We start from the raw sequence: 21,907 nt of genomic DNA, 5'->3' as shown, positions 1-21,907 counted from the left end.
CACACCACTTCCACACTCACTCCTGCAACCCCTAGAATCCGCCCAAACCCCGCACCCATGAAAAGCCCAACGCCTGTCGCCGGGAATTCCCGGCGACAGGCGTTGATATCCTCAGCGTGAGTCTGAACTCAGCTGGTGATTACCAACCACGCTCCGACAGGCGGTGCGGGGCCGGAAGTTCCTCGACGTTGATGCCGACCATGGCTTCGCCCAGACCGCGGGAGACCTTGGCGATGATGTCCGGGTCATCGAAGTTCTGGGTGGCCTGAACAACAGCGCGGGCACGCTCAGCCGGGTTTCCGGACTTGAAGATGCCGGAGCCGACGAAGACGCCATCTGCACCGAGCTGCATCATCATCGCGGCGTCGGCCGGGGTGGCGATACCACCGGCGGTGAAGAGCACGACCGGCAGCTCACCCTTCTGGGCGACCTCGCGGACGAGGTCGTAGGGAGCCTGCAGCTCCTTGGCGGCGACGTAGAGCTCGTCATCGGCCATGGACTTCAGCCGGTTGATCTCGGCACGGATGGTGCGCATGTGGGTGACAGCGTTGGAGACGTCGCCGGTGCCGGCCTCGCCCTTAGAGCGGATCATGGCGGCACCCTCATTGATGCGGCGCAGGGCCTCACCCAGGTTGGTGGCACCACAGACGAAGGGGATCTTGAAATCGAACTTGTCGATGTGGTTGGTGTAGTCCGCAGGAGTGAGCACCTCGGACTCGTCGATGAAGTCGACACCCAGGGACTGCAGGACCTGAGCCTCGACGAAGTGACCGATGCGGGCCTTGGCCATCACCGGAATGGAGACGGCCTCGATGATGCTGTCGATCATGTCCGGATCGGACATACGAGACACACCACCTTGGGCGCGGATGTCAGCGGGGACACGCTCCAGCGCCATGACGGCGGTGGCGCCGGCGTCTTCAGCGATCTTCGCCTGCTCCGCGGTGACCACATCCATGATCACACCGCCCTTGAGCATTTCAGCCAGTCCACGCTTGACGCGGCCGGTGCCGGTGCCGGGAGTAGAAGTGTTGGTGCTCACGTGTTTGTCACGCCTCCTGCTATTGAGTAATTCGAGAGATCCCGTCCAATGATAGACCGCACAGTTCGGCTGCTGTGAACCGGATAGCCCATCACTCCCCACAGGGGTGTAGGTCTCATCCCGACATTTAGTACTCGCCAACCTCGACATAGGCGAGTTCGAAGTAGTCCGGCAGCGGAGCGGTACCCCCCAGGCGACAGATCCGCACCAGGTTTCGGGTACGCAGCGCCCGGGTGGTGGTGACCGCATCATTGTAGAAGCGGTGAGCCAATTCTACCCGGGCGTTGGCGTCGATCAGCTGCGGCGGCAGCGCGGTGCGACCCTCCACGTGTTTCGCCAGCGCCTCAGAGAGACGACGCTCCTTCGCTGCCCGTCGGTCATACTGACTGTGCGCCAGCGGGAGCGCTGCGGCCGCCCGTGCCACCGGGGCCAGCTCTGGCAGGAGCGCCTCCGCCAGGGTGGCCCGCAGGTCCAGCGCCGCCTGGAGGTTCTGCAGGGCGGAATCCGTGCGGATATGCAGGCGGTTCAGCCGTTGCGCGGTGAAGTAGGCCCAGAGCAGCAGTGCGGTCAGAGCCACCGCGAGGGCGATGTAGAAGAAGGTCACCGGACACCCACTGCGGTGCCGTCGGTGACGGTCTCATAGACCGCGAGCACGTCACGGGCCACGCTCGACCAGTCATAGAGCCCGGCGCGCTCCTGCCCGGCCTTCACCAGCCGAGCCCGGATGGCGGGGTCGTCGATAAGCAGGCGCAGTCGCTCAGCCAGTTCCTGATCGGAACCGTTGTGGAAGAGGATGCCGGCAGGATTCTCGGAATTGGCATCGCAGACCGCGGCGAAGGCCTCAAGATCACTGGCGACGACCGCGCAACCCGCGGCCATGGCCTCGACGAGGACGATGCCGAAGCTCTCACCGCCGGTGTTCGGCGCAACATAGATATCTGCTCGTGCCAGCACCGCCGCTTTCTCCTCATCGGAGACGCGACCGAGGAAGTCCACTCCCTCCATCACCCGGGGCCGGCCACCGCCCATGACACTGACCCGAACCTGACGGTCCAGCCGACTCAGGGCCCGCAGCAGAATGTCCAGCCCCTTGCGGGACTCATCGAGCCGGCCCAGGAAGACGATCTCCACCGGCCGCGCCGGGTCCGGGGCTGCAGTGGCCAGAATCTCCCGGTGGGCCCGGCGGTAAAGCTCGGTGTCCACCCCGTTGGGAATGAGCACCGGGTCCCCGCCGAGCTGCTCCACCTGCCAGCGTCGCGCCATCTCTGAGACGGCGATACCACCCCGGATTTTCTCCAGGTAGGGACGCAGTAAGGAATGGAAGGCCCGGAGCACCAGCGATCCCGAGGCGGAGGCGTGATAAGTGGCCACGATGGGCCCTTCTGCCAGCCAGAGAGCCGCCATCGAGTAGCTCGGCGAGTTCGGCTCATGGATGTGCAGGACATCAAAGTTTCCGTTGCGGAGAAACCCCTTCATCCGCCGGATCACCTGGGGGCCGAAAGCCAGTCGGGCAACGGAGCCGTTATAGCGGATCGGGATCGAACGACCGCCACGGACCACGAAGGCCGGGACCTCAGTCTCCGGGGAGCAGGGACCCAGCACCTGCACCTCATGCCCACCCTCGAGAAGAACCCGGGCAAGATCAAGGATGTGCGCTTGAACTCCCCCTGGTTCATCAAAGCTATACGGACAAACGATCCCGATTCTCACTCATGTCCCTCCAGCTGTTTCTTAAGCCTGCGACGGCGTCGCCGCTCCTCAATATCTGCCGTCCACTGCGGCTGCAGCATATGCCAGTCGGCCGGGTGCGCCGCGATATTCGCGCTGAACAGGTCAGCGACCCGCTGCACGGTGGTAGCGAGTTCCCCGACCTCAACCTCATCGGAGATGGAGAAACCCCAGCCACCCTCCTCGGGATACCAGCAGTGCACCACATGCAGTGCCGCCCCCGTCTCCCTGGCCAGCTGTACCGGCCCCGCCGGCAGTGAGGTCGGTTCCCCGAACATCAGACAGGGCACCCCACTGAGCTTCAGGTCACGCTCCCCCATCAGGCAGATGACGCCGCCCTCGCTGAGGGTTTCGCGCATCACCGGAAAGGGCGGGGTCCCGCCGGTCAACGGAAGTACCGTGAAACCTAATGACTCCCGATAATCCACGAAGGCGTTATAGAGCACTTCCGGCTTCAGTCTTTCCGCCACCGTGGTGAAGGAACCGTGGTGATCGACCAGGAAAAGCCCTGCCATATCCCAGTTTCCGGAGTGCGGCAGGGTGAGAATCACACCCCGCCCAGAAGCCAGGGAACGATCCAGCGCCTCCTTGCCGATGACGGAATCCGAGAGTTCCTGACGCAGCTCCGGGTCCTTCATCAACCGCGGCAGTCGGAAAGCCTCCAACCAATAACGGGCATAGGAGCGCACTGAAGCACGCACCAGCTCCCGCGTGACATTCTCCGGCCCGACCACCCGGGAGAGATTCCGACGCAGCTGATCCATCCCCCGGCCTTGACCTGAGGCATAATCCGCCCCCGCCCGGAAAAGTCCACGGGCCAGCGGTTCAGGCAACCGACCGATGACTTTCCAGCCGGCCAGATAACCGAGGGCCACCGGATCGAAATCCCGGACCATGCTGCGCAGGGACATCTATTTCTCCACCGTCTTTTTCTCCGCTATCTCCTGGGCACCTTCCGGCGCCTTGATCAGCTCCTGTGCCTGCGGTGCCCGGCTCGCCATCAGCAGCCGCTGCACCACGGTGATCACCGAACCTGCGGCCAGCAACCAGATGGCCACATCAATGGCATAGGGCACACCGAACCCCTGCAGACCGATTCCCACCAGTCCGAGGATTAGTCGCTCCGGCCGTTCGACCAGGCCGCCAACCATCCGGAAACCACTGGCTTCACCGCGGGCCTTGACATAGGAGATGACCTGGGAAGAGATCAGCACCACCAGGGAGGCGGCCACCAACGACTGGTGTGCCTCATAGGTATAGACCAGCCACCAGGTGATCGCGGCGAAGAGCGCGCCATCGGTGATCCGGTCACAGGTGGCGTCCAGCGTGGCACCGAACTTCGTACCGCCGCCACGCATCCGGGCCATCGTGCCGTCGACCATATCGAAGGCGGAGAAGATGCCGGAGAGGATGGCCGCCCAGATCAGATAACCGCTGGGGATCAGGATCACCGCGATCAGGCTGGTGACCAGCGCGCCGAGCAGGGTCACCGCATTGGGTGACAGGCCGATCTTATTGAACACCCGGGCCACCGGTTCCACAATGATGGCGGCCGGTTTGCGGCCGTGCACACTAAGCATCAGACACCCTCCCGGATGCCGAATCCCCCTGTGCAGCATCATCAGCGACGATCCGACGCCATTCCTCCGCCAACAATGCCCGGGTGTCCCGCAGCAGCTGCGGAAGCACCTTGGTGCCACTGAGAACCGTCATGAAGTTTGCGTCGCCGGGCCAGCGCGGGACGATATGCATGTGTAGATGCTCCCCCACCGAACCGCCTGAGGCCTTGCCCAGGTTAAAGCCGAGGTTGATGCCCTCCGGCTGGGAGACCGCCTTGATGGTACGGATCGCCAACTTACCGAAGCGCATCATCTCGAGAGACTCTTCATCACTCAACGCCTCCAGGTCAGCGACCTTGCGGTACGGGATCACCATCAGGTGGCCACTGTTATAGGGGTAGAGGTTGAGGATGGCATAAACCAGTTTGCCGCGGGCGACAATCAAGCTTTCCTCATCTGAGTACTTCGGTGCCTCGACGAAGGGGTCCGGCTTCCGGACGGCGGCTGCCTCCGGGTCGCCGGAACCCGGAGAGCGGCTGATATAGCTCATCCGGTACGGGGCCCATAGTCTCGTCAGCGGATCCGGGATACCCACCCCGTTATCCACCCAGACGTGCTCCCCGGTGTGCTTTCCGGCCGAAGCCTCAACTGGCTCTCCGACCGTTTCCTCAGCGTCGTGTGGCAATGGCTTCCTCGCTAGGCTGCGTGTTGATTCTTTCACCGATCCAGGTGGCGATGAGCTCTACAGCCTCATCGACCGGCACACCATTGACCTGCGTGCCGTCCAGGAAGCGGAAACTGACGGCCTCAGCTTCCACATCACGGGCACCAGCCAACAGCATGAAGGGGATCTTGCCGGTGGTGTGGTTACGGATCTTCTTCTGCATACGGTCATCAGAGGTGTCCACGGTGGCGCGGATTCCCTTGGCGCGCAGTTTAGCGGTGATGTCCTCCAGGTGCGGGGTGAAATCCTCTGCGACCGGAATACCCATGACCTGCTGCGGGGCCAACCACGCGGGGAAAGCGCCGGCGTAGTGTTCGAGCAGCACGCCGAAGAAGCGCTCGATGGAACCGAAGAGTGCGCGGTGGATCATGATCGGCTGCTGCTTGGAGCCATCGGTGGAGGTGTATTCCAGATTCATCCGCTCAGGCATGTTGAAGTCCAGCTGGAGGGTGGACATCTGCCAGGTGCGGCCGATGGCGTCCTTGGCCTGGACCGAGATCTTCGGGCCGTAGAAGGCGGCGCCTTCCGGATCCGGGACCAGCTCGAGACCGGAATTGGTGGCCACCCGCTGCAGGGTCGCGGTAGAACGCTCCCAGATGTCATCGGAGCCGACGAACTTCTTCGGGTCCTTGGTGGAGAGTTCCAGGTAGAAATCGTCCAGGCCGTAGTCCTTGAGCAGCGAGATGATGAAGTCCAGCACGGTGGTCAGTTCAGCTTCCAGCTGATCCTCGGTGCAGTAGATGTGGGCGTCATCCTGGGTGAAGCCACGGGCACGGGTCAGACCGTGGACCACCCCGGACTTCTCGTAGCGGTACACCGTGCCGAACTCGAAGAGCCGCAACGGCAGCTCACGGTAGGAACGGCCCCGGGAGTCGAAGATCAGGTTGTGCATCGGGCAGTTCATGGGCTTGAGGTAGTAGTCCTGGCCCGGCTTGGTCTCATTGCCCTCTTCATCGTGCTCGGCGTCGAGCTGCAGTGGCGGGAACATGCCGTCCTTGTAGAAGCCCAGGTGTCCGGACTTCTCGAAGAGATCGCCCTTGGTCACGTGCGGGGTGGTCACGAAGGAGTAGCCGGCGGCGATATGACGGCGGCGGGAGTGCTCCTCCATCTCCATGCGGACGGTCGCACCGTTGGGGTGGAACACCGGCAGGCCGGAACCGATCTCATCCGGGAAGGAGAAGAGGTCTAGCTCATTGCCCAGGCGACGGTGGTCGCGCTTCTCGGCTTCCGCCAGCATGTGCTGGTGAGCCTCCAGCGCCTCCTTGTCCTCCCAGGCGGTGCCGTAGATGCGTTGCAGGCCGGCGTTGGCCTGGTCACCACGCCAGTAGGCGGCGGAGGAACGGGTCAGGGCGAAGGCGGGGATGTAGCGGGTGGTCGGGATGTGCGGGCCTCGGCAGAGATCTGACCACTCCACCTCATTGGTCCGCGGGTTGAGGTTGTCATAGGCGGTGAGTTCGCCGGCGCCGACCTCGGTGGCTTCATCGGAGTTCGGGTCGACATTGCCCTTGTCCTGAATCAGCTCCAGCTTGTAGGGCTCATCCTTGAGCTCCTCAGCGGCAGCTTCGGCGGACTCATAGACTCGGCGCTCAAACTTCTGACCGGTCTTGATGATCTTCTTCATCCGCTTCTCAATGGTCTTGAGATCCTCCGGAGTGAAGGGCTCAGCGGCATCGAAGTCGTAGTAGAAGCCATTCTCGATCGCGGGGCCGATCCCCAGCTTGGTGCCGGGGAACTCGGCCTGCACGGCCTGTGCCAGCACGTGGGCGCAGGAGTGGCGGATGACGGCTCGGCCGTCCGCGGTGTTCGCCGCAACCGGGGTGAACACCGCAGTGGTCTCCGGGGTGTGAGACAGGTCCTTGAGATTTCCCGCTGCATCCTTGACGCAGACAATGGCCTCGGGGCCCTTGTTCGGGAGGTCAAGCTCGCGCATCGCGGCACCGACGGCAGTGCCGGCGGGAACCTCGAAAGCAGCGGGAATGACCTGGGCGGATTCGGTGGCGTTCACCATAGGTTGCGTCCTTTACACGCTCACGTGGGAGGCGGCATACCTGGCCGCCTCCCCCTGGGATCTGGCACAATCCACGTCTCACCCCAGTCAGAGGCTGAGGGAAACATGCTTGTTCGCCCATATCCTACCGCGTGGCGATCAGGCTTCGAGCAGTGCCGCGCCCCAATATCGATCACCTGCGGAATCCTCAGCCGTGACTCCCGGTGGAAGGAAATAGACCGCAGACCCGATGTGGGTGATCCACTGGTTCAACCGGTCCGACTCATCCAGCCGCTGTTGGATCGGGGTGAACTGCCGGCCCGGATCTTTTTGGAAACAGATGAACACCAGCCCAGAATTCGCCAGCACCGGAACCCCCTCGGTCTCCATGGCCTCGGACAGTGCGGCATCCGGGGGCAGGTCATAGTTGTAGGAGCGCCGGTGGATCACCTGTTCCGGGTGATCCACCGGCGGCATCGACCGCGCCATATGACTGTCCGGGTCGATGACCGGCAGACCCGTGGCATCGCTCAGGCTGAGATCAGCCACATCGAATTCCCGCTCACCACTGAGCGGTGCGCCCTCAGCCAGATCGCGGCCGATGGACACCTCCCGGGAGGTCCGGTCGAGAATCTCCCAGGTGTCCACATTCATGAACACCCGGCGCACCACCATGGCGCTACCACCGCGCGCCCACTGCGGTCCCTCATCGATCCAGACCTGCTCCACCATGTCTTCCGCAGTGCGGGCGCTGACGGTGCCGTCCTTCTGGCCGAAGAGATTGCGTGGGGTCTCATCCTCCTGCCGAACACCGCGGGCATCGAGAAATCCCTGTTGGATCCAGTATGTCCGGGCATAGTCCACCCCGGCCCGGATCATATGGCGGGTGGCATGCGCCAGGGCCAGGGGATCATCGGCACAGATCTGCACCACCAGGTCCGACTGCCCCCAGCGCCCATCGAGCTGGTCGCGGCTGAAATCGGGGATCGGGGCCAGCCAGGCCGGGCGCTGCTCGGCCATGCCCACGGCAGCAAAAAGTGAGGGGCCGAAACCACAGGTGATGGTGAGGTTGGCGGGCGCCGCCGCAAGCTCAGGCTCGAGGCTGCCCAGCGGTGCCTGCCCCTGTGTCAGCCGGCGCGCATCCTCGGTCCACAATCGCATCAGGCGTTGCACACCCCGCTTATCGACGCCGTCCCGGAGGTTGAAGGCGATCAGGTTCAGGTTGGCCTGCGCCGGCGTGGCGATACCCGCCTGGTGGGGGCCGTCAAAGGCGACGGTCGCCGTACCGAGGTGTGGCTCCGGCGCGGTGCTGGTGGGCACCTCGGCCGGCGCGGTGGTGCAGGCGGTCAGGGCCATGCCGCCGGCACCGAGTCCGAGCCCGGAAAGGAAACCCCGACGGGAGAGACCGGTACGGCTGTTAGTGCTCATTCCCCGTTTCCTCATCAGCATCATCGTGCATGTCATGGCTGCCGTGATCATCAATATCGCCATAATCTTCATCGCCGGCGGCGATCGTACGCACCGGGACCTCGCCGAGCTCAACGGTGGAACCGTCACTGAGTTCCAGAGTCAGGGTGACCGCCTCACCGGCCGCCACCGGGGAAGCCAGCTCCATCATCATGAAATGGTCGCCACCGGGTTCCAGTTCATGATCCTCACCAGCGGGTACCGTGATGCCGCCCGCCTTCTGCTGCATGGTGCCGTTGACGGTCTCGTGGATCTCATAGGAACCGGCCTCGACAGCTGCGATGAAGCCGGTGATGGTGATCTCCTCGGCGGAGTTATTGTGCAGCTCCCCGAAGATGGCGGTCATCGGGTTGTCCTCGGTGGAGGCGCGGATGACACCGTCGGCAAGGGAGACCACGGTATCGGTGGCGGTACTCGCCGAGCTGGTGGCGGCCGCAGCGGACTCAGCCGCGGTCATGCCGGTGGCACCCTCCTCCGAGCTGTTCCCGCAGGAGGCGAGGGTGAGGGAAGAGACTGCGAGCAGGGACATGCTGAACAGACGGGTGCGCTTCAAGATCATCATTCCTGGTTCTCAAAAAGGTTGTGCGGGTCAGCTGTATTAGTGCGGGTGTACCAGTCGACTAGGGCTGGTTACGGTTCTTGGTGATCATCATGATCAGCACGCCGATGACCAGGACCACGCCCACACCCCCGAAGACCCAGCCCAGGGGTCCCGAGAGCAGCTGATCCTCAGGGGAGGTGGTCTCGTCGGGCTCCGCCGTGGTGGGAGTATCGGTGACCTCGGCGGAGGCTGTCTCAGCGGCCGCCTCATCGGTGGCTTCGCCGGCGACCTCGAAAGCGATGGACCCCCGGGTGGCATGCCCATCGGAGGAGGTGATCTGGAAGCCCACGGTGTAGCTGCCGGCGCCCGGAGTCACATCCTCAGGTACCGGAAGAACCACCATTTGGTCCTCCACAGTGGGTTCCCCGGAGAAGAGCACCTCGCCGCTGTCGGTGTCACTGACCGCGACCGTGTTGAAGGATTCCTGCGGGATACCGGAGAATTCCAGCTCGATGGTGTCCGGGAATTCCTCCACGATCGCATCCGGGGCCGGGTTGCCACCGATGACCGAGTCATGGGCTTGAGCATGGGGAAGACCCAGGCCTATCACCCCTGACATCAGGGTCAGGGTGGCGGCAGCGCCAGCGGCGAGCAACGGCCGATAGGACAGGGTACGGGTGCGGGTCAAACTCACGAAGTGGTTCCTCCTCGTTGACGGCAGATGTGCGGTGGGGAACTCGCCGCACTGCCTGAGATAGTCGGCGGGCGCCCCGGTTTAGTTCCCGTTCCGGTTAATTCAGAGTGAACATCACATTCTGCGCCCACATTTCACCTGAGCCTATCCCCTATCTCCCGACATTCTCGGGCAGGTGAAAGAGGGACCTCGACCAGACCAGGCAGGGGCCCACCGCTAGGCCCAGAAATAGCATATGGCCCGCCCCCTACTTACTGGGGCGGGCCAACTAAATTCGATGGTGGTCCTAGCTGGGTTCGAACCAGCGACCTTTCCGGTGTGAACGGAACGCTCTTCCACTGAGCCATAGGACCATTCAAGAGCAATTATTGCCGCCCTTGTTGCGTTAGAGAATTTAACACGAGGTTGCGAGAGGTGCCTAATCCGCAGGTGGGAACGCCTCCGGCCCATCCCCAATAAACCTCTCAAGCAGCCCTCAAAGGGCAGCACGAAAGTCTCCCACCCGTCCCTACCCTGTTGAATGCGGTTCACTGCACCCCAGGAAAACACCCACCAGGCATTAATAGGACAAGGATGATTAATCTCCGGCAATTCTGAGCGGCCCGCTGGCACCAGCCTCAAGAGGCGTCGTCCACAGAGGGCAGATTCCCATTCCCCGGGAATCCGCCCTCCCCGGAAGCGTCACCCTCACGAAAGCGCCACGCAGTGCCGTGGGGCTCGACGTCCCGACGACAACTCAGGGCGCTCCGGATCATGGCCAGTCGCCAGCCCCGGCAGGTCCTGCCCCACCAGCAGCCTAAATTCCCGCAGGCTCCCCGGGAATCCACAAAATGAACCCAACGTGAACCACAACCACGTAATTACGTGGCTGCAATTTTCAAAAGCCCAGTTCATGCCACCATCAAACCCCCCTCAGGCTGGGGATTTGTATCTTATGAGCGGATCGGGTTAAAGTTCTTCTCGCACCGAGCAACAGCTTCTACAACAAGTAGAGACTTAGTAACGTGCAGTGCGGATGTGGCGCAGCTGGTAGCGCATCACCTTGCCAAGGTGAGGGTCGCGAGTTCGAATCTCGTCATCCGCTCTCATTTCACCGGTCAGCTCTTGAGCTGACCGGTATTTCCTTTTCCCCTCCCCCGGGGCAGGCTTAACCCCAATCCCGGCCCAATCCGAGGCGGGCGTCGATAAGCTGGGGGTTATGAACAGCCTCCCCCGACCCAGGTCCCTGCCCACCGAGGAACTGCTTGGCCCGCTCCGTGGCACCGCAGAGCTGGAAGTCCGTGCGGTGGCTATCGCCACCCTCAATGGCACCGCTGCGGTGGCGGGAAACACCCAGTCCATGGGTAATGCCACAGACACCGCACTCTTTCAGGCGGTACGCCGCTGGTCTGATGTGGTCCTCGTCGGAGCCGGAACTGTGCGCGATGAGAACTACGGTGGTGTCATCCTCGATCAGGAACAGCAGGAGGAGCGGCTCATCAACGGGCAGGATGCTGTCCCTCCGATCGCGGTGTTGACCCGCAGCCTCTCCCTGAACCCGGCGATGCGCCTGTTCACCGAGGCCAGCTCCACCCCCTTGCTGATGGTCCCCCACACCACCTTTGTCCATCCCGGGCTCGCCGCCCAGAAAGCCGCCCTCATCGAGGCTGGCGCCGAGATCATCGACTGTGGTGATGCCAGCATGCGCACGGTGTTGGACACCCTGCGCTTCCGGGGTTTCAAGCGGATTGATCTGGAGGGCGGGCCGCGGGCTTTCGCGGAGGTTTTCGCCGAGGATCTCATCGATGTATTCCATCTGACCATCGAGCCCCGCCTGCATGCACCGATTGAACGCCCGCTCTTGGATGTCCCGGAGGGATCCACGAGCTTCACCCGGGACCTTTCGCTGGAACATATCGATGCCACCGACGATGGCACCCTCTTTCTGCGCTACCGGCGGCACCACTGAGTAGGTCGTTTCAAGGGTGTTGGTTCCCCGCGGGGTCCGGTGGCTTCGATAGTGTTGGGTCGTGACTTTCCCAGTAAAAAGCAGGCTCGATAGTATCTGGGTCGCCAGGGCTCCCCTCAGCGGGCAGCCCGACACCCCCAACAACCGTCGACTCGGTGCAGACCGGGTGGGCAATGCCATCCTCTGGCCGCTGGCTGTCCTCCTGGTGATTCACCGGATCTTCATCCTCGCTGTCAACGGCAGCCTCACCGATGACTTCACCACGGTGCACTCCGCAGTCCGTCGTTTCCTGGATGGCGTGCCGGTGTACAACGAGATCTACCATCACGTTGACCCGCACTACCTCTACAATCCGGGCGCCACCCTGCTGCTCTCCCCGCTGGGAATGGTTCCCGGTTTTGAGCTGGCACGTTATTCCTTCATCGCGCTCAACGCTGCCGCGATCATCGCCGCCCTGGCCCTGTTGACCCGGATGTTCGGCTACAGCCTTCGCTCATTGGTGTGGCCGGGAGCCATCACCGCGGCTTTCCTCACCGAATCTGTCCGCAACACCTTGATCTTCTCCAATATCAACGGGATCCTGCTCCTGGCACTTGCCGGTTTCCTCTGGTTGCTGCTGAATGACAAGCTCTGGTGGGCTGGGATCCTCATCGGCCTGGCGATCCTGGTTAAGCCGATGTTCCTACCGTTGCTCTTCCTGCCGCTGGTCAAGTGGCAATGGCAGACCCTGGTGGGCGGGGTGGCCGTTCCGGTTCTCTTCAATATCGTGGCCTGGCCGCTGGTTCCCGGTGCCTCGGATTATCTGAGCAAGCTGGTGCCTTACCTGGGTGAGGTGCGTGACTACGCCAATAGTTCGCTCTCCGGTTTCGCCGTCTACTTCGGGATGCCGGCCGGCCTGCAGACCTTCTGGTTCCTGGTCTTTGCCGCGATCGGTCTGGTCGGTGGTCTCACTCTGCTGCGCTGGCGCCACACTGATCCGTTGCTGTGGGCGAGCACCACGGCGGGGCTGTTGCTGACCGGGGTGTTTCTGCTTTCTTCGCTAGGACAGATGTACTACTCGATGATGCTCTTCCCCTGGCTCTTCACCCTGTTGCTGCAGCGCAGCGTTTTCCATGTCTGGCCGGCCTGGGTCGCGGTTTTCCTCTTCCTCTCCCCCGATTCCTGGCTCTCCGACCGCTGGGTAGACTACGGCCGCTGGGCAAGCTTTTTCAATGCCACCCTGGGTTGGTCGCTGCTGATCATCATCACCGCCGTGGTCGCGGTGGTCTGGTGGCGCAACGAGGTCCGCTCCGCCGAAGGCACCCCCGCGGCCCCTCCGCTGCGCAGCCCGGGCACGGTGCCGGGGAATAATTCCCCCTCCGCCACCGCTGAACACTAAAGAGATAGTCCCGACTTTCCGCACTCCGCTAGACTCATTCCCAAATAAACCAGACTCCATGAGGAGGTCCCCACCATGACTGATTTCAACTTGATCTCCAATGACCAGTGGCGCCAGAAACTCACCCCTGAAGAGTTCCACGTCCTGCGTCAGGCCGGCACCGAGCCGCCGCACGTCGGTGAGTACACCGACACCACCACTGAGGGCGTCTACTCCTGCCGGGCCTGCGGTGAGGAACTCTTCCGCTCGACCGAGAAGTTTGAGTCCAACTGCGGCTGGCCCTCCTTCTTCTCCCCCCTCGCCGGTGACAAGATCATCGAGCGCGTGGATAACACCTTGGGGATGCGCCGCGTCGAAGTGCTCTGTGCGAAGTGTGGTTCTCACATGGGCCATGTCTTTGAGGGCGAGGGCTACGGCACTCCCACCGACCTGCGCTACTGCATCAACTCCATCAGCCTGAAGCTGGCGGAGCAGCCGGTGGAGCACTAACCTCCCCCGCACCGCCGAGGACCCCGTACCCAGATGGGTACGGGGTCCTCGGTGACTTTCGGGAGGGCTTATCGACGCCCCGGTGAACTCAGGCTTGCACCCGGCTCAGCGTGCAACGCTGCCTCAGGGCAGCACCTCGATCAACTCGGCGACATCGGCAACACGACGCCCGGTGAAGAACGGGGTCTCCTCACGGACGTGCAGGCGAGCCTCGGTGTAGCGCATCTTGTACATCAGATCAACGATGCGGTCGAGCTTCGGCCCCTCGAAGGCCAGCAGCCACTCGTAGTCGCCCAGTGCGAAGGCCGGGACGGTGTTGGCGCGGACATCCGGGAAATCGCGGGCGGCCTGGCCGTGCTCGGAGAGGATACGGCGACGGTCCTGCGGATCCAGCAGGTACCACTCGAAGGAGCGGACGAAGGGATAGACGGTGATCCACTCGGCGGCGTCCTCGCCCATGATGAAGGAGGGCAGATGCGACTTGTTGAACTCCGCCGGGCGGTGCAGCGCATTGCCGATCCAGAAGACCTCGAGAAACTGTCCCAGCACGGTCTCACGACGGAAGGCGTTGAACGCCGCCTGGATCTCCTGGAATTCTTCGGCGTGCCACCAGATCATGACATCGGCCTCGGCCCTGATACCGGAGATATCGTAGATGCCACGGACGGTGACATCTCCCTGCTCCTCCAGGTCTGCGAAGAACTGCCTGGTCTGGTTGATGATCTCAGTGCGCTCGGAGCCCAGGGCCCCGGGGATTACCCGGAAGGTGGCCCACTGGGTGTAGCGCTGGACGTTGTTGAGATCCTCGAAATTGATCTTGCCCACTTGCGTGACATCCTTTCCGCGGATTCCGGTCGATCCGGACCGCACCTGTATTTCAGCCGGGGTGACCTCTGCGGTGGCAGCGAAAAACTACTTATCCCACCACTACCGGGTACCCCACTGCAGTCAATCATAAGTTGGATACCTCGGGGCCGGGGTGAGGCACCCCCAGATATCTAGGGGATCTTTATCCACCCGTGAATGCCCGTTGCGGATCGTCTGTCTGAGCCAGGTGTATCACTGGCAAACCGGCGCGCCTACACCGAATATCAGAGTGCCGAAGCTACCTTGACTTTGTGATCAACTCCGATGCATCCCCGAAGCTGCAGTCGACCTCGCGTACCGCCGATGAGGGAACCCCCAAGGCGTTTTCCGAGGCCGTCGAATCCATGCATGCTGCGGTTCTGCGTTCTGAGATCTCGCTCGGCACGATTCGCCCACCACAGCGGCTGGCTCCCTTCAGCCATGCAATCGGCCTGGAGATCCTGCGGGCGGAAGGCGAGACGGTGCCTACCGACACGGAGGGTGACGCCTTCGGCCGGTTGATCCTGCTGCATGATCCGCAATCTGATGATGCCTGGTCCGGTTCCATGCGCATGGTCGCCTTCATTCAGGCCGACATGGATGATGCCGTCGCCGCTGATCCGCTACTCCCGGATGTCGCCTGGCAGTGGCTGAACGAGGGACTGGAACAAGGGGAAGCTGACTTCACCAATCTCGGTGGTACCGTCACGTCCACCTCATCGGTCCGGTTCGGTGATATTGGGGGCCCGCCACGGGCCTATCAGCTGGAGCTGCGCGCCTCCTGGACCGCCGCGGACAATAATCTGGCACCGCATGTTGCCGCCTTCGCTCATGTGCTGGCTAATGTGGCGGGGCTCCCTCCTGAGGGTGTGACGGAACTCGGTCGTGGCTAGCTGACTAAGCTGGTCTCCGATGTCTACCCCCTTAATTACACCTCGGGAGGGAATCCCTCCACTTCTGGCCACTCCGGAAGAAATTTCCGCCGCTGCGGAACAGCTGGCGGCCGGGCGCGGCCCCATCGCCATCGATACCGAGCGTGCTTCTGGCTTTCGTTATGATGACCGCGCCTTCCTGATCCAGCTCCGCCGGCTCGGCTGCGGCACAGTGCTGATCGATCCAGAACCTTATCGTGAGCAGATCGGGGCACTCCTGGCGCCGGTCCTCAACGGCCAAGACTGGATCGTCCATGCCGCCCCCTCCGATCTACCCTGCCTCGCCTGGCTGGGCCTGTACCCGGGACGGCTCTTCGACACTGAGCTCGCCGGCCGTCTCGCCGGGCTTGAGCATGTGAACCTGGCCGCCATGATCGAGGAGCTCCTGGACCGGAGTCTGTTTAAGGGGCACGGTGCCGAGGACTGGTCGCAGCGTCCACTGCCCGAGAATTGGCTCAACTATGCCGCCCTCGATGTCGAGCTCCTACCGGAGTTAGCCGAAGCCATGGTGGAACTGCTTGATTCCCAAGGCAAGCTGGAGTGGGCTGAGGAGGAGTTCGAGTACATCCGCGCCACCCACGCCGGGATCGAATCACCACCGGAACCGCAGTGGCGTGGAACTAAGGGAGTGGGTACCTTGAACACGCCGGAGCAGCTGCTCCTGGCGCGGGAGATGTGGCTGGAGCGTGATTCCATCGCCTATAACGAGGATCGCGCCGTCGGCCGGATCCTACCCAACCGAGTCTTGATTGAGATCGCACGGTTGGCCCCGAAGAACGAGCGTGAGCTACGCAATGTCAAGGGCTTCCCCTTCCGGCAGGCGGGAGCCTCCCGTTGGTGGTTCGATATCCTCCGTCAGGCCCGCACCACCCCGAGGCAGAGCTGGCCCGCCCGGATCCGCCCGCCCCGTGGCCTGCCCTCAAAACGGACCTGGCAGACGGAGTTCCCGGAATCCTGGGAGAGGCTCACCCAGATCCGGGAGATCGTCGAGGCGCTCGGCCTCGAACTTCAGATCCCCACTGAGAACCTCATTCGCCCGGCGGTGCTGCGAACCGTGGTCTGGGCAGGCACCGAGGGGAAACAGCTCCATTCCCCTGCTGACCTGGTGGCGATGCTTCGCGACGAGGAAGTCCGCCCCTGGCAGATTCAGCTGGTGACTCCATTGCTCAGCGAGGCGCTGTTCCACCGGAACTAGCCCCCGTTGGCGCCACCGGGTACTCGTTAAAAGAAACCCCGGTGCATACCTGAGTGGTATGCACCGGGGTTTCGCTGGGACAGCGTTAGCCGACAGACGCTGCCTCATCCGCTCCGAAGAGTTCCTCGGTCCATTCCACCACCGAGGCGGAAATTCCGGCAGCATCGAGACCGATCTCGGCGAGGAGCTCAGGGCGGGAGGCATGCTCCGGGAACAGCCCCGGGAAGCCAAGCTGGCGCAGGGGCACATCCACTCCGACGGCGTTGAGTGCCTCGCCGATCATCGAACCGACGCCGCCACGCAGCATCCCATCCTCGATGGTGATGACCAGATCATGGTCATCCGCCAGGGCGAGCAGCGAGGGCGCGATGGGTACCACCCAGCGGGGATCCACCACGGTGACCCCGACGCCGAACTCTTCGAGCGCGGCGGCGGCGGCCAGCGCCGATTCCGCCATGATGCCGACGGCAATCAGCAGCACGCTGACGGCCTCGTCCTCGGAGTCCGCATCGTCCGCACCATCCGAGTAGTGCAGGATTTCCACGCCGTCGTCAAGCATGTCCACGGCGGTGAGTTCCGCCGGCAGTGAGCCCTTGGGGAATCGCACCACGGTCGGGCCTTCCGTGATCTCCAGGGACTCATGGAAGAGTTCGCGGAGCTGCTGGCCATCGCGCGGGGCGGCGATCCGGATACCCGGAACCACGGAAGCCAGCGAAAGGTCCCAGATGCCGTTGTGGCTGGCACCATCGGGGCCGGTGATACCCGAGCGGTCCAACACGATGGTCACGGGCAGCTTCAGCAACGCCACATCCATGATCAGCTGGTCGATCGCCCGGTTCAGGAAGGTCGAGTAGATCGCGACAACTGGATGCATGCCCCCCAAGGCAAGACCCGCCGCCGAGGTCAGCGCGTGCTGCTCAGCGATACCGACATCGAAAAAACGTTCCGGAAACTTCTCCCCGAACTGTGCTAGACCAGTCGGTCCAGCCATCGCAGCGGTGATAGCGACAATGTCCTCGCGCTGTTCCGCCGCGGTGCAGAGTTCATCGGAGAACACCGCGGTCCAACCCGGCTTCGAGGTAGATTTCGGAGCGCCGGTGACCGGGTCAATGATGCCGGTGGAATGCATCAGCTCCGCAGTGTCATTCTCGGCCGGCGCGAAACCACGGCCCTTCTCGGTAACCACATGCACGATGATCGGGCCCCGGTAGTCACGTGCGTAGCTTAAGGCGTTCTCCAGGGACTGGAGGTCATGTCCATTGACCGGGCCGACATACTTCATGCCGAGCTCCGGGAACATCTCCGTCGGGATGACCGAGGACTTCACCCCTTCTTTGAAAGCGTGCAGGGCCTCGAAGGTGCGCTCCCCGACCCAGCCCATGGACTTCAGCTGGGATTTTCCACGCTCCATGACCCGGTCATAGGAAGGCTGCATCCGAAGCCCCGCAAGGTTCTCGGCGAAACCGCCGATGGTCGGCGAGTAGCTACGGCCGTTGTCATTGACCACGACGACGACACTGCGGTCCTTGCCGGCGGCGATATTGTTGAGGGCTTCCCAGCACATGCCACCGGTCAGGGCCCCGTCACCGACCACCGCGACGACACTGTGGTCCTTCTTTCCCTTCAGCGACTGTGCCTTGGAAAGGCCATCAGCGTAGGAGAGCGCCGCGGAAGCATGGGAGGACTCGGTCCAGTCATGCTCACTTTCCGCGCGGGAGGTGTAGCCGGAGAGGCCGTCCTTCTGCCGGAGGGAATCGAACTCCCCCGCCCGGCCGGTGAGCATCTTGTGCACATAGGATTGGTGGCTGGTGTCGAAGAGGATCGGATCCTCCGGCGATTCGAAGACCCGGTGCAGCGCCAGCGTCAGTTCCACCACGCCCAGGTTGGGGCCGAGGTGGCCTCCAGTGGCGGAGACCTTTGCCACCAGGAAATCACGGATCTCTCCGGCCAGAGCGTCGAGCTGCTCGCTACTGAGGTCGGTGAGGTCAGCGGGCGAGGAAATACGGTGCAGGATTCCCATAGAGGTGAGTCTGACTCCTTTACCTGGTTCGGGGAGGTCCCTTGAAACTACCGGGGACTCCAGGGGTTATCGGCCACTCCCAAACTCCACATGAGGGCTGATTGTGGAGCAGTGGCTGGGCGGTTGAGGCAGCTGTCCGCAAGCTCACCCATAAGTTTAACTGCTCATCCTACTCGGCACGGACCCTGGAGTCCCAGACTGCCCGACTTAAGTCGGATTTTTAAGCAGGAACTCCCGGGTGTACCTCCCGTGGACGGCGAAGGTCTAGCGGCGGAGAGGGCGAGGATCTCCGCCTACTCAGCGTGAGAATCTAAACCTCGGTGCCCGGCTGGCGGTGCAGCAGCGAGATGACCTCGAAGTGGTGGGTACCTGGGAAGGCATTGAACACGGTCATCCGGGACACCCGGTAACCATGCTGCACCCAGGCAGCGATGTCACGGGCGAAGGTCGCGGGATCGCACCCGATGTGGATGACTACCTCGGGGGCAGCATCAGCCAGGGTTTCGATGACCTTAGCGCCGGCACCACTGCGCGGCGGGTCCAGCAGGACCACCTTCGGATGCGGCAGCTGGCTGGCCTGCTGCTCAACACGGGCGTTGTGGAAGGTCACATCATAGGCTTCGAGGGTCTCCTGGCCAGCCTTCGTGGCAGCCTTGGACATCTCGACGGAGTGCACCTGGGTCCCCTCACCGAGGGACTCAGACAGTGCCGGAACGAAGAGGCCGACACCACCGTAGAGATCCCAGGCGACGGGGCTCTGGTGTTCCCCGGTGGCCCCGTCCTGCGGCTCACCCTCCTGCGGAGCTTCGGTCGGTAGCTCTTCCGCCAGCCACTTGCGCACCAGCGCGGTGTAGGCATCCGGCGCACTGCGGTGTGCCTGCCAGAAGGCCTCCGCCGGGAAACGGAATTCATGGCCGTCAGCGACCTGCAGGAGTTCCCCGGAGCCTTCGAGGACAGCGGTGACCTTTTCGCTGCGACGACCACGGGCCGCACGGCGGGTTTCCACGACATGACGCTCACCGGCACTGTCGATGACGACGACGACCTCGGCACCCGGGGTGAAGGTACGGGCACCCTCCCCCATGATCCCGTCAAGCAGTCCCGGCACGGTCTGGGTGCAGAGCACATCGGTGATCAGGTCATTGGACTTGATGGCACGGAATCCCGCACGCCCCTGGGCATCCACCCCGAGACGGACCCGGGTGCGCCATTCGCGCTGCGGTGCCAGTTCGACCAGTTCAGCCTCCGGCAGTCCCTCGACCTTCGCCAGGCGGGAGAGCTGGTCCTTGAGGATTCCGTGCTTGAGATTGAGCTCCTCATCGGGATTGAGATCGCCGAAGTCACAGCAGCCGGCGCCCTTGGCGGCGGCCGGACAACGCTGCTCGACCCGCAGCGGTGAGGCGGTGTTGACCGAGGCGATCACGCCGCGGGCGAAGTTCTTCTTCACTTCGGTGATCTCAGCGGTCACGATATCTCCGGGGTAGGCACCTCGGACGAAGACGACCCGGCCGTCGAGTACCGCGATCCCCTCACCGCCGTGGGCCATCCGGGTGACCTCAAGTTCCTGCTGCTGGCCAATGGTGGGACTAGTCATGGTGTATTGCTTTCTTGTTCGTGACCGCGGGTTCCACGGTCGCGTGCTTCAGTGTCAGCGGCAGTGTTGCCGCTGACCAGGTTGATGGTGCCGGGGGTGTCCGGGGCATCATCAGGGTTGCTCTCGGCCGCTGGGGCCGGGTCGTGCTCATCACCAGTCTTCTCCTGTTCACCCTGCTCAATCAACTTGCCCGCACGGCGGACCATGAAAATGGTGAAGAGAGTGACCAGACCGGTCAGTGGCCAACCCATGAGAAGTCGGGCGAGCCACAGCGCAGTGGTCGCGTCTGAGTTGTAGAAATTATTCTGCACGAGGAAGCGGGCGATGAATACCAGCGCCCACCCCAGGGTCGCCCAGCCATAGGCCCGGCGCGCTCGGGTGTCCTCCCGCCACTTCATGTTCTGGCCGTTGATCCCCTTCCAGATGACCCCGACGAGGGGCCATCTGACCGCCACCGAGATCACTGCGACGACGGCGAACAGCAGGGACATCCAGATACCGTAGAGGAAGTACCCCTTGGCGTCCCCGGTCCACCAGGCGATACCGGCGCCGATGCCCACCCCCACCAGTCCGGAGATGGCCGGCTGGAGGCTCTCCTTCCGGATCAGCCGCCAGAGGAAGATCAGGGCCGCCACCCCGAGGGAGGCCGCGAGTGCGGCTCCCAGGCCGTAGGCGTTGTTGATGGGCATCAGCACCAGGATCGGGAGGGTGGTGTAGATCAACCCTGAGATTCCACCCATCTGCTCCAGCAGGGTCGGCTCCCCCGCGGGGGTGTCATCAGCCGGGGTGGGGCTCGGGTCTTCGGGCTGCTGACTCACTGACGCTCCGTGGGTTGCGGGGGGTTTGTGTCCCCCTGGCCCGTATCCCCCAGGCTCTGCAGGGCGTTCTGTGCTTCCTGCAGTGCCTGTTGCTGTTCCGGGGACAGCGCTGCGGAGCCGCTGCCGCCGGGGACGCCACCCATCGGGGCGCGCTGGGTGTTCTGGGCGTCCGGGGCAGCCTGGGCCGCCTGCTGGGTGCGCTGCTGCATGGCTTGTTGGACCTGCTGGGCCAGCTGCGTCGGCAAGGCGACCGGGAGGGCGCTTCCGGCGAGGATGGGTTCATCTCCGCGGTAGATGAAGGTGCGGGCGGTGACCTCGCGGCCCAGGACGGCCAGCTCCTCGGCCTTGTCTGCGGGAGCTGCCAGTGTCATACGCAACATCCAGCGCGGACCATCCACCCCGATGATCCGGATGATGCCGTTGGCGCTGCTGCCGACGACCTCACGGCCCCAGGGTCCCTGCTCGACGACGACCGTGAGCCCTTCCTTGCGCATGCCTTCGGCGATGTCTCGGGAGGCTTCCCGCCATTGCCCCGGCTTGCGGGGTGCGGCGAAGGATACCGGCGTGATTCGGCCGACGGTGGTGACGATGTGCAGCATCTTCGGACCCTGGTCCGACATTTCCACCTGCACCTGTGACTCCCTGGGCAGCGGAATCTGCATGCTGCCCAGGTTCAGTGTTCCGGTGGAGAAGTCCTGGAAATCGAAGTCCCCGATCTCGACAGTGTCACCGTCGAAGGGGCCGGTGCCGCCGTTGGTGGCATCATGCTCGGGATCGGGCAGATCCGAGGTCTCCGGTGAAGTGGTTTCCGGTGCCGCCGGTTCAGGTGCGCTCACCGGCTCTCCGGTGGCTGCCGGTGTGACGGCAACGGGGGTCTCCGTGATTTCCTCCCCGGTGTCCTTGTCCTTCTTCTTTCCGAATGGCCACAATGCCATGTGTCTCCAC

At 63.3% G+C, this 21,907-nt stretch carries 20 protein-coding genes and 2 tRNA genes; 6 read left to right on the top strand and 16 right to left on the bottom strand.

Annotated features, from left to right (window positions below):
• Positions 1-139: 139 nt before the first annotated feature.
• The 11 genes from pdxS to ACTU46_RS02595 form a co-directional block, all read right to left on the bottom strand.
• Positions 140-1,042, bottom strand: coding sequence for a pyridoxal 5'-phosphate synthase lyase subunit PdxS (gene pdxS, locus ACTU46_RS02645; protein WP_443378648.1), 903 nt, complete (start codon positions 1,040-1,042; stop codon positions 140-142).
• Between the two features lie 127 nt (positions 1,043-1,169).
• On the bottom strand, positions 1,170-1,646 hold the full coding sequence (locus tag ACTU46_RS02640) for a hypothetical protein (protein ID WP_443378646.1): 477 nt from the start codon (positions 1,644-1,646) through the stop codon (positions 1,170-1,172).
• The gene (locus ACTU46_RS02635) at positions 1,643-2,752 is read right to left on the bottom strand and encodes a glycosyltransferase family 4 protein (RefSeq protein WP_443378644.1); all 1,110 of its coding nucleotides are present in this window, start codon (positions 2,750-2,752) and stop codon (positions 1,643-1,645) included. Before ACTU46_RS02635 ends, ACTU46_RS02640 begins: the two co-directional genes overlap by 4 nt.
• Positions 2,749-3,681, bottom strand: a complete 933-nt coding sequence (locus ACTU46_RS02630) for a phosphatidylinositol mannoside acyltransferase (protein WP_443378642.1) — start codon at positions 3,679-3,681, stop codon at positions 2,749-2,751. Before ACTU46_RS02630 ends, ACTU46_RS02635 begins: the two co-directional genes overlap by 4 nt.
• Positions 3,682-4,350 (bottom strand): phosphatidylinositol phosphate synthase, encoded by a 669-nt coding sequence (pgsA, locus tag ACTU46_RS02625; protein WP_443378640.1) that lies wholly within the window; start codon positions 4,348-4,350, stop codon positions 3,682-3,684.
• The gene (locus ACTU46_RS02620) at positions 4,343-5,014 is read right to left on the bottom strand and encodes an HIT family protein (protein WP_443378638.1); all 672 of its coding nucleotides are present in this window, start codon (positions 5,012-5,014) and stop codon (positions 4,343-4,345) included. The genes pgsA and ACTU46_RS02620 overlap by 8 nt, the downstream gene beginning before the upstream one ends.
• Positions 4,998-7,061: a threonine--tRNA ligase gene (thrS, locus tag ACTU46_RS02615; RefSeq protein WP_443378636.1), complete on the bottom strand. Its 2,064-nt coding sequence runs from the start codon at positions 7,059-7,061 to the stop codon at positions 4,998-5,000. Before thrS ends, ACTU46_RS02620 begins: the two co-directional genes overlap by 17 nt.
• A 138-nt stretch (positions 7,062-7,199) precedes the next feature.
• On the bottom strand, positions 7,200-8,468 hold the full coding sequence (locus tag ACTU46_RS02610) for a Dyp-type peroxidase (RefSeq protein WP_443378634.1): 1,269 nt from the start codon (positions 8,466-8,468) through the stop codon (positions 7,200-7,202).
• The gene (locus ACTU46_RS02605; RefSeq protein WP_443379423.1) at positions 8,458-9,066 is read right to left on the bottom strand and encodes a copper chaperone PCu(A)C; all 609 of its coding nucleotides are present in this window, start codon (positions 9,064-9,066) and stop codon (positions 8,458-8,460) included. The genes ACTU46_RS02610 and ACTU46_RS02605 overlap by 11 nt, the downstream gene beginning before the upstream one ends.
• A 61-nt stretch (positions 9,067-9,127) precedes the next feature.
• Complete coding sequence (locus tag ACTU46_RS02600) at positions 9,128-9,742, bottom strand: copper resistance CopC family protein (RefSeq protein ID WP_443378632.1); 615 nt, start codon at positions 9,740-9,742, stop codon at positions 9,128-9,130.
• 278 nt (positions 9,743-10,020) lie between these two features.
• Positions 10,021-10,095: transfer RNA gene (locus tag ACTU46_RS02595), tRNA-Val, on the bottom strand.
• Positions 10,096-10,753: 658 nt separating this feature from the next.
• On the opposite strand from ACTU46_RS02595, the gene ACTU46_RS02590 reads away from it, so the two are divergent.
• The 4 genes from ACTU46_RS02590 (at position 10,754) to msrB (ending at position 13,557) form a co-directional block, all read left to right on the top strand.
• Positions 10,754-10,826: transfer RNA gene (locus tag ACTU46_RS02590), tRNA-Gly, on the top strand.
• A 114-nt stretch (positions 10,827-10,940) separates the two neighbouring features.
• Complete coding sequence (locus tag ACTU46_RS02585; RefSeq protein WP_443378630.1) at positions 10,941-11,690, top strand: pyrimidine reductase family protein; 750 nt, start codon at positions 10,941-10,943, stop codon at positions 11,688-11,690.
• A gap of 61 nt (positions 11,691-11,751) precedes the next feature.
• Positions 11,752-13,068 (top strand): glycosyltransferase family 87 protein, encoded by a 1,317-nt coding sequence (locus ACTU46_RS02580; RefSeq protein ID WP_443378628.1) that lies wholly within the window; start codon positions 11,752-11,754, stop codon positions 13,066-13,068.
• A 75-nt stretch (positions 13,069-13,143) separates the two neighbouring features.
• Positions 13,144-13,557, top strand: coding sequence for a peptide-methionine (R)-S-oxide reductase MsrB (msrB, locus tag ACTU46_RS02575; RefSeq protein ID WP_443378626.1), 414 nt, complete (start codon positions 13,144-13,146; stop codon positions 13,555-13,557).
• 123 nt (positions 13,558-13,680) lie between these two features.
• On the opposite strand, the gene hemQ is transcribed toward msrB, so the two are convergent.
• Positions 13,681-14,382 carry a hydrogen peroxide-dependent heme synthase gene (gene hemQ / locus ACTU46_RS02570; protein ID WP_443378624.1) on the bottom strand — a complete coding sequence of 234 codons (702 nt, stop codon included), beginning with the start codon at positions 14,380-14,382 and terminating at the stop codon, positions 13,681-13,683.
• Between the two features lie 293 nt (positions 14,383-14,675).
• Here hemQ and ACTU46_RS02565 point away from each other — a divergent pair, with 293 nt between their 5' ends.
• Together ACTU46_RS02565 and ACTU46_RS02560 are read left to right on the top strand one after the other, a co-directional pair.
• Positions 14,676-15,296: a DUF3000 domain-containing protein gene (locus ACTU46_RS02565; protein ID WP_443378622.1), complete on the top strand. Its 621-nt coding sequence runs from the start codon at positions 14,676-14,678 to the stop codon at positions 15,294-15,296.
• A 19-nt stretch (positions 15,297-15,315) separates the two neighbouring features.
• Positions 15,316-16,530, top strand: a complete 1,215-nt coding sequence (locus ACTU46_RS02560; RefSeq protein ID WP_443378620.1) for an HRDC domain-containing protein — start codon at positions 15,316-15,318, stop codon at positions 16,528-16,530.
• Positions 16,531-16,615: 85 nt separating this feature from the next.
• On the opposite strand, the gene dxs is transcribed toward ACTU46_RS02560, so the two are convergent.
• The 4 genes from dxs to ACTU46_RS02540 form a co-directional block, all read right to left on the bottom strand.
• On the bottom strand, positions 16,616-18,550 hold the full coding sequence (gene dxs / locus ACTU46_RS02555) for a 1-deoxy-D-xylulose-5-phosphate synthase (protein WP_443378618.1): 1,935 nt from the start codon (positions 18,548-18,550) through the stop codon (positions 16,616-16,618).
• Between the two features lie 310 nt (positions 18,551-18,860).
• On the bottom strand, positions 18,861-20,144 hold the full coding sequence (locus ACTU46_RS02550) for a class I SAM-dependent RNA methyltransferase (RefSeq protein ID WP_443378616.1): 1,284 nt from the start codon (positions 20,142-20,144) through the stop codon (positions 18,861-18,863).
• Complete coding sequence (locus tag ACTU46_RS02545) at positions 20,141-20,884, bottom strand: DUF3159 domain-containing protein (protein WP_443379420.1); 744 nt, start codon at positions 20,882-20,884, stop codon at positions 20,141-20,143. Before ACTU46_RS02545 ends, ACTU46_RS02550 begins: the two co-directional genes overlap by 4 nt.
• Before the next feature lie 74 nt (positions 20,885-20,958).
• Positions 20,959-21,897 (bottom strand): DUF3710 domain-containing protein, encoded by a 939-nt coding sequence (locus ACTU46_RS02540; RefSeq protein WP_443378615.1) that lies wholly within the window; start codon positions 21,895-21,897, stop codon positions 20,959-20,961.
• Between the last annotated feature and the right edge of the window lie 10 nt (positions 21,898-21,907).

Source organism: Corynebacterium sp. A21 (assembly GCF_052266655.1).
Classification (GTDB): Bacteria; Actinomycetota; Actinomycetes; order Mycobacteriales; family Mycobacteriaceae; genus Corynebacterium.
Note: the sequence above shows the minus strand (reverse complement) of the source record. Positions and strands in the feature narration are given on the sequence as shown.

Bases quoted from the DNA above. Each gene is read 5' to 3' on its own strand.
- ACTU46_RS02630 (WP_443378642.1), bottom strand. From the start codon at position 3,681: ATGTCCCTGCGCAGCATGGTCCGGGATTTCGATCCGGTGGCCCTCGGT.
- pgsA (WP_443378640.1), bottom strand. From the start codon at position 4,350: ATGCTTAGTGTGCACGGCCGCAAACCGGCCGCCATCATTGTGGAACCG.
- thrS (WP_443378636.1), bottom strand. From the start codon at position 7,061: ATGGTGAACGCCACCGAATCCGCCCAGGTCATTCCCGCTGCTTTCGAG.
- ACTU46_RS02610 (WP_443378634.1), bottom strand. From the start codon at position 8,468: ATGAGCACTAACAGCCGTACCGGTCTCTCCCGTCGGGGTTTCCTTTCC.
- ACTU46_RS02605 (WP_443379423.1), bottom strand. From the start codon at position 9,066: ATGATCTTGAAGCGCACCCGTCTGTTCAGCATGTCCCTGCTCGCAGTC.
- ACTU46_RS02585 (WP_443378630.1), top strand. From the start codon at position 10,941: ATGAACAGCCTCCCCCGACCCAGGTCCCTGCCCACCGAGGAACTGCTT.
- msrB (WP_443378626.1), top strand. From the start codon at position 13,144: ATGACTGATTTCAACTTGATCTCCAATGACCAGTGGCGCCAGAAACTC.
- ACTU46_RS02560 (WP_443378620.1), top strand. From the start codon at position 15,316: ATGTCTACCCCCTTAATTACACCTCGGGAGGGAATCCCTCCACTTCTG.
- dxs (WP_443378618.1), bottom strand. From the start codon at position 18,550: ATGGGAATCCTGCACCGTATTTCCTCGCCCGCTGACCTCACCGACCTC.
- ACTU46_RS02550 (WP_443378616.1), bottom strand. From the start codon at position 20,144: ATGACTAGTCCCACCATTGGCCAGCAGCAGGAACTTGAGGTCACCCGG.
- ACTU46_RS02545 (WP_443379420.1), bottom strand. From the start codon at position 20,884: ATGGGTGGAATCTCAGGGTTGATCTACACCACCCTCCCGATCCTGGTG.
- ACTU46_RS02540 (WP_443378615.1), bottom strand. From the start codon at position 21,897: ATGGCATTGTGGCCATTCGGAAAGAAGAAGGACAAGGACACCGGGGAG.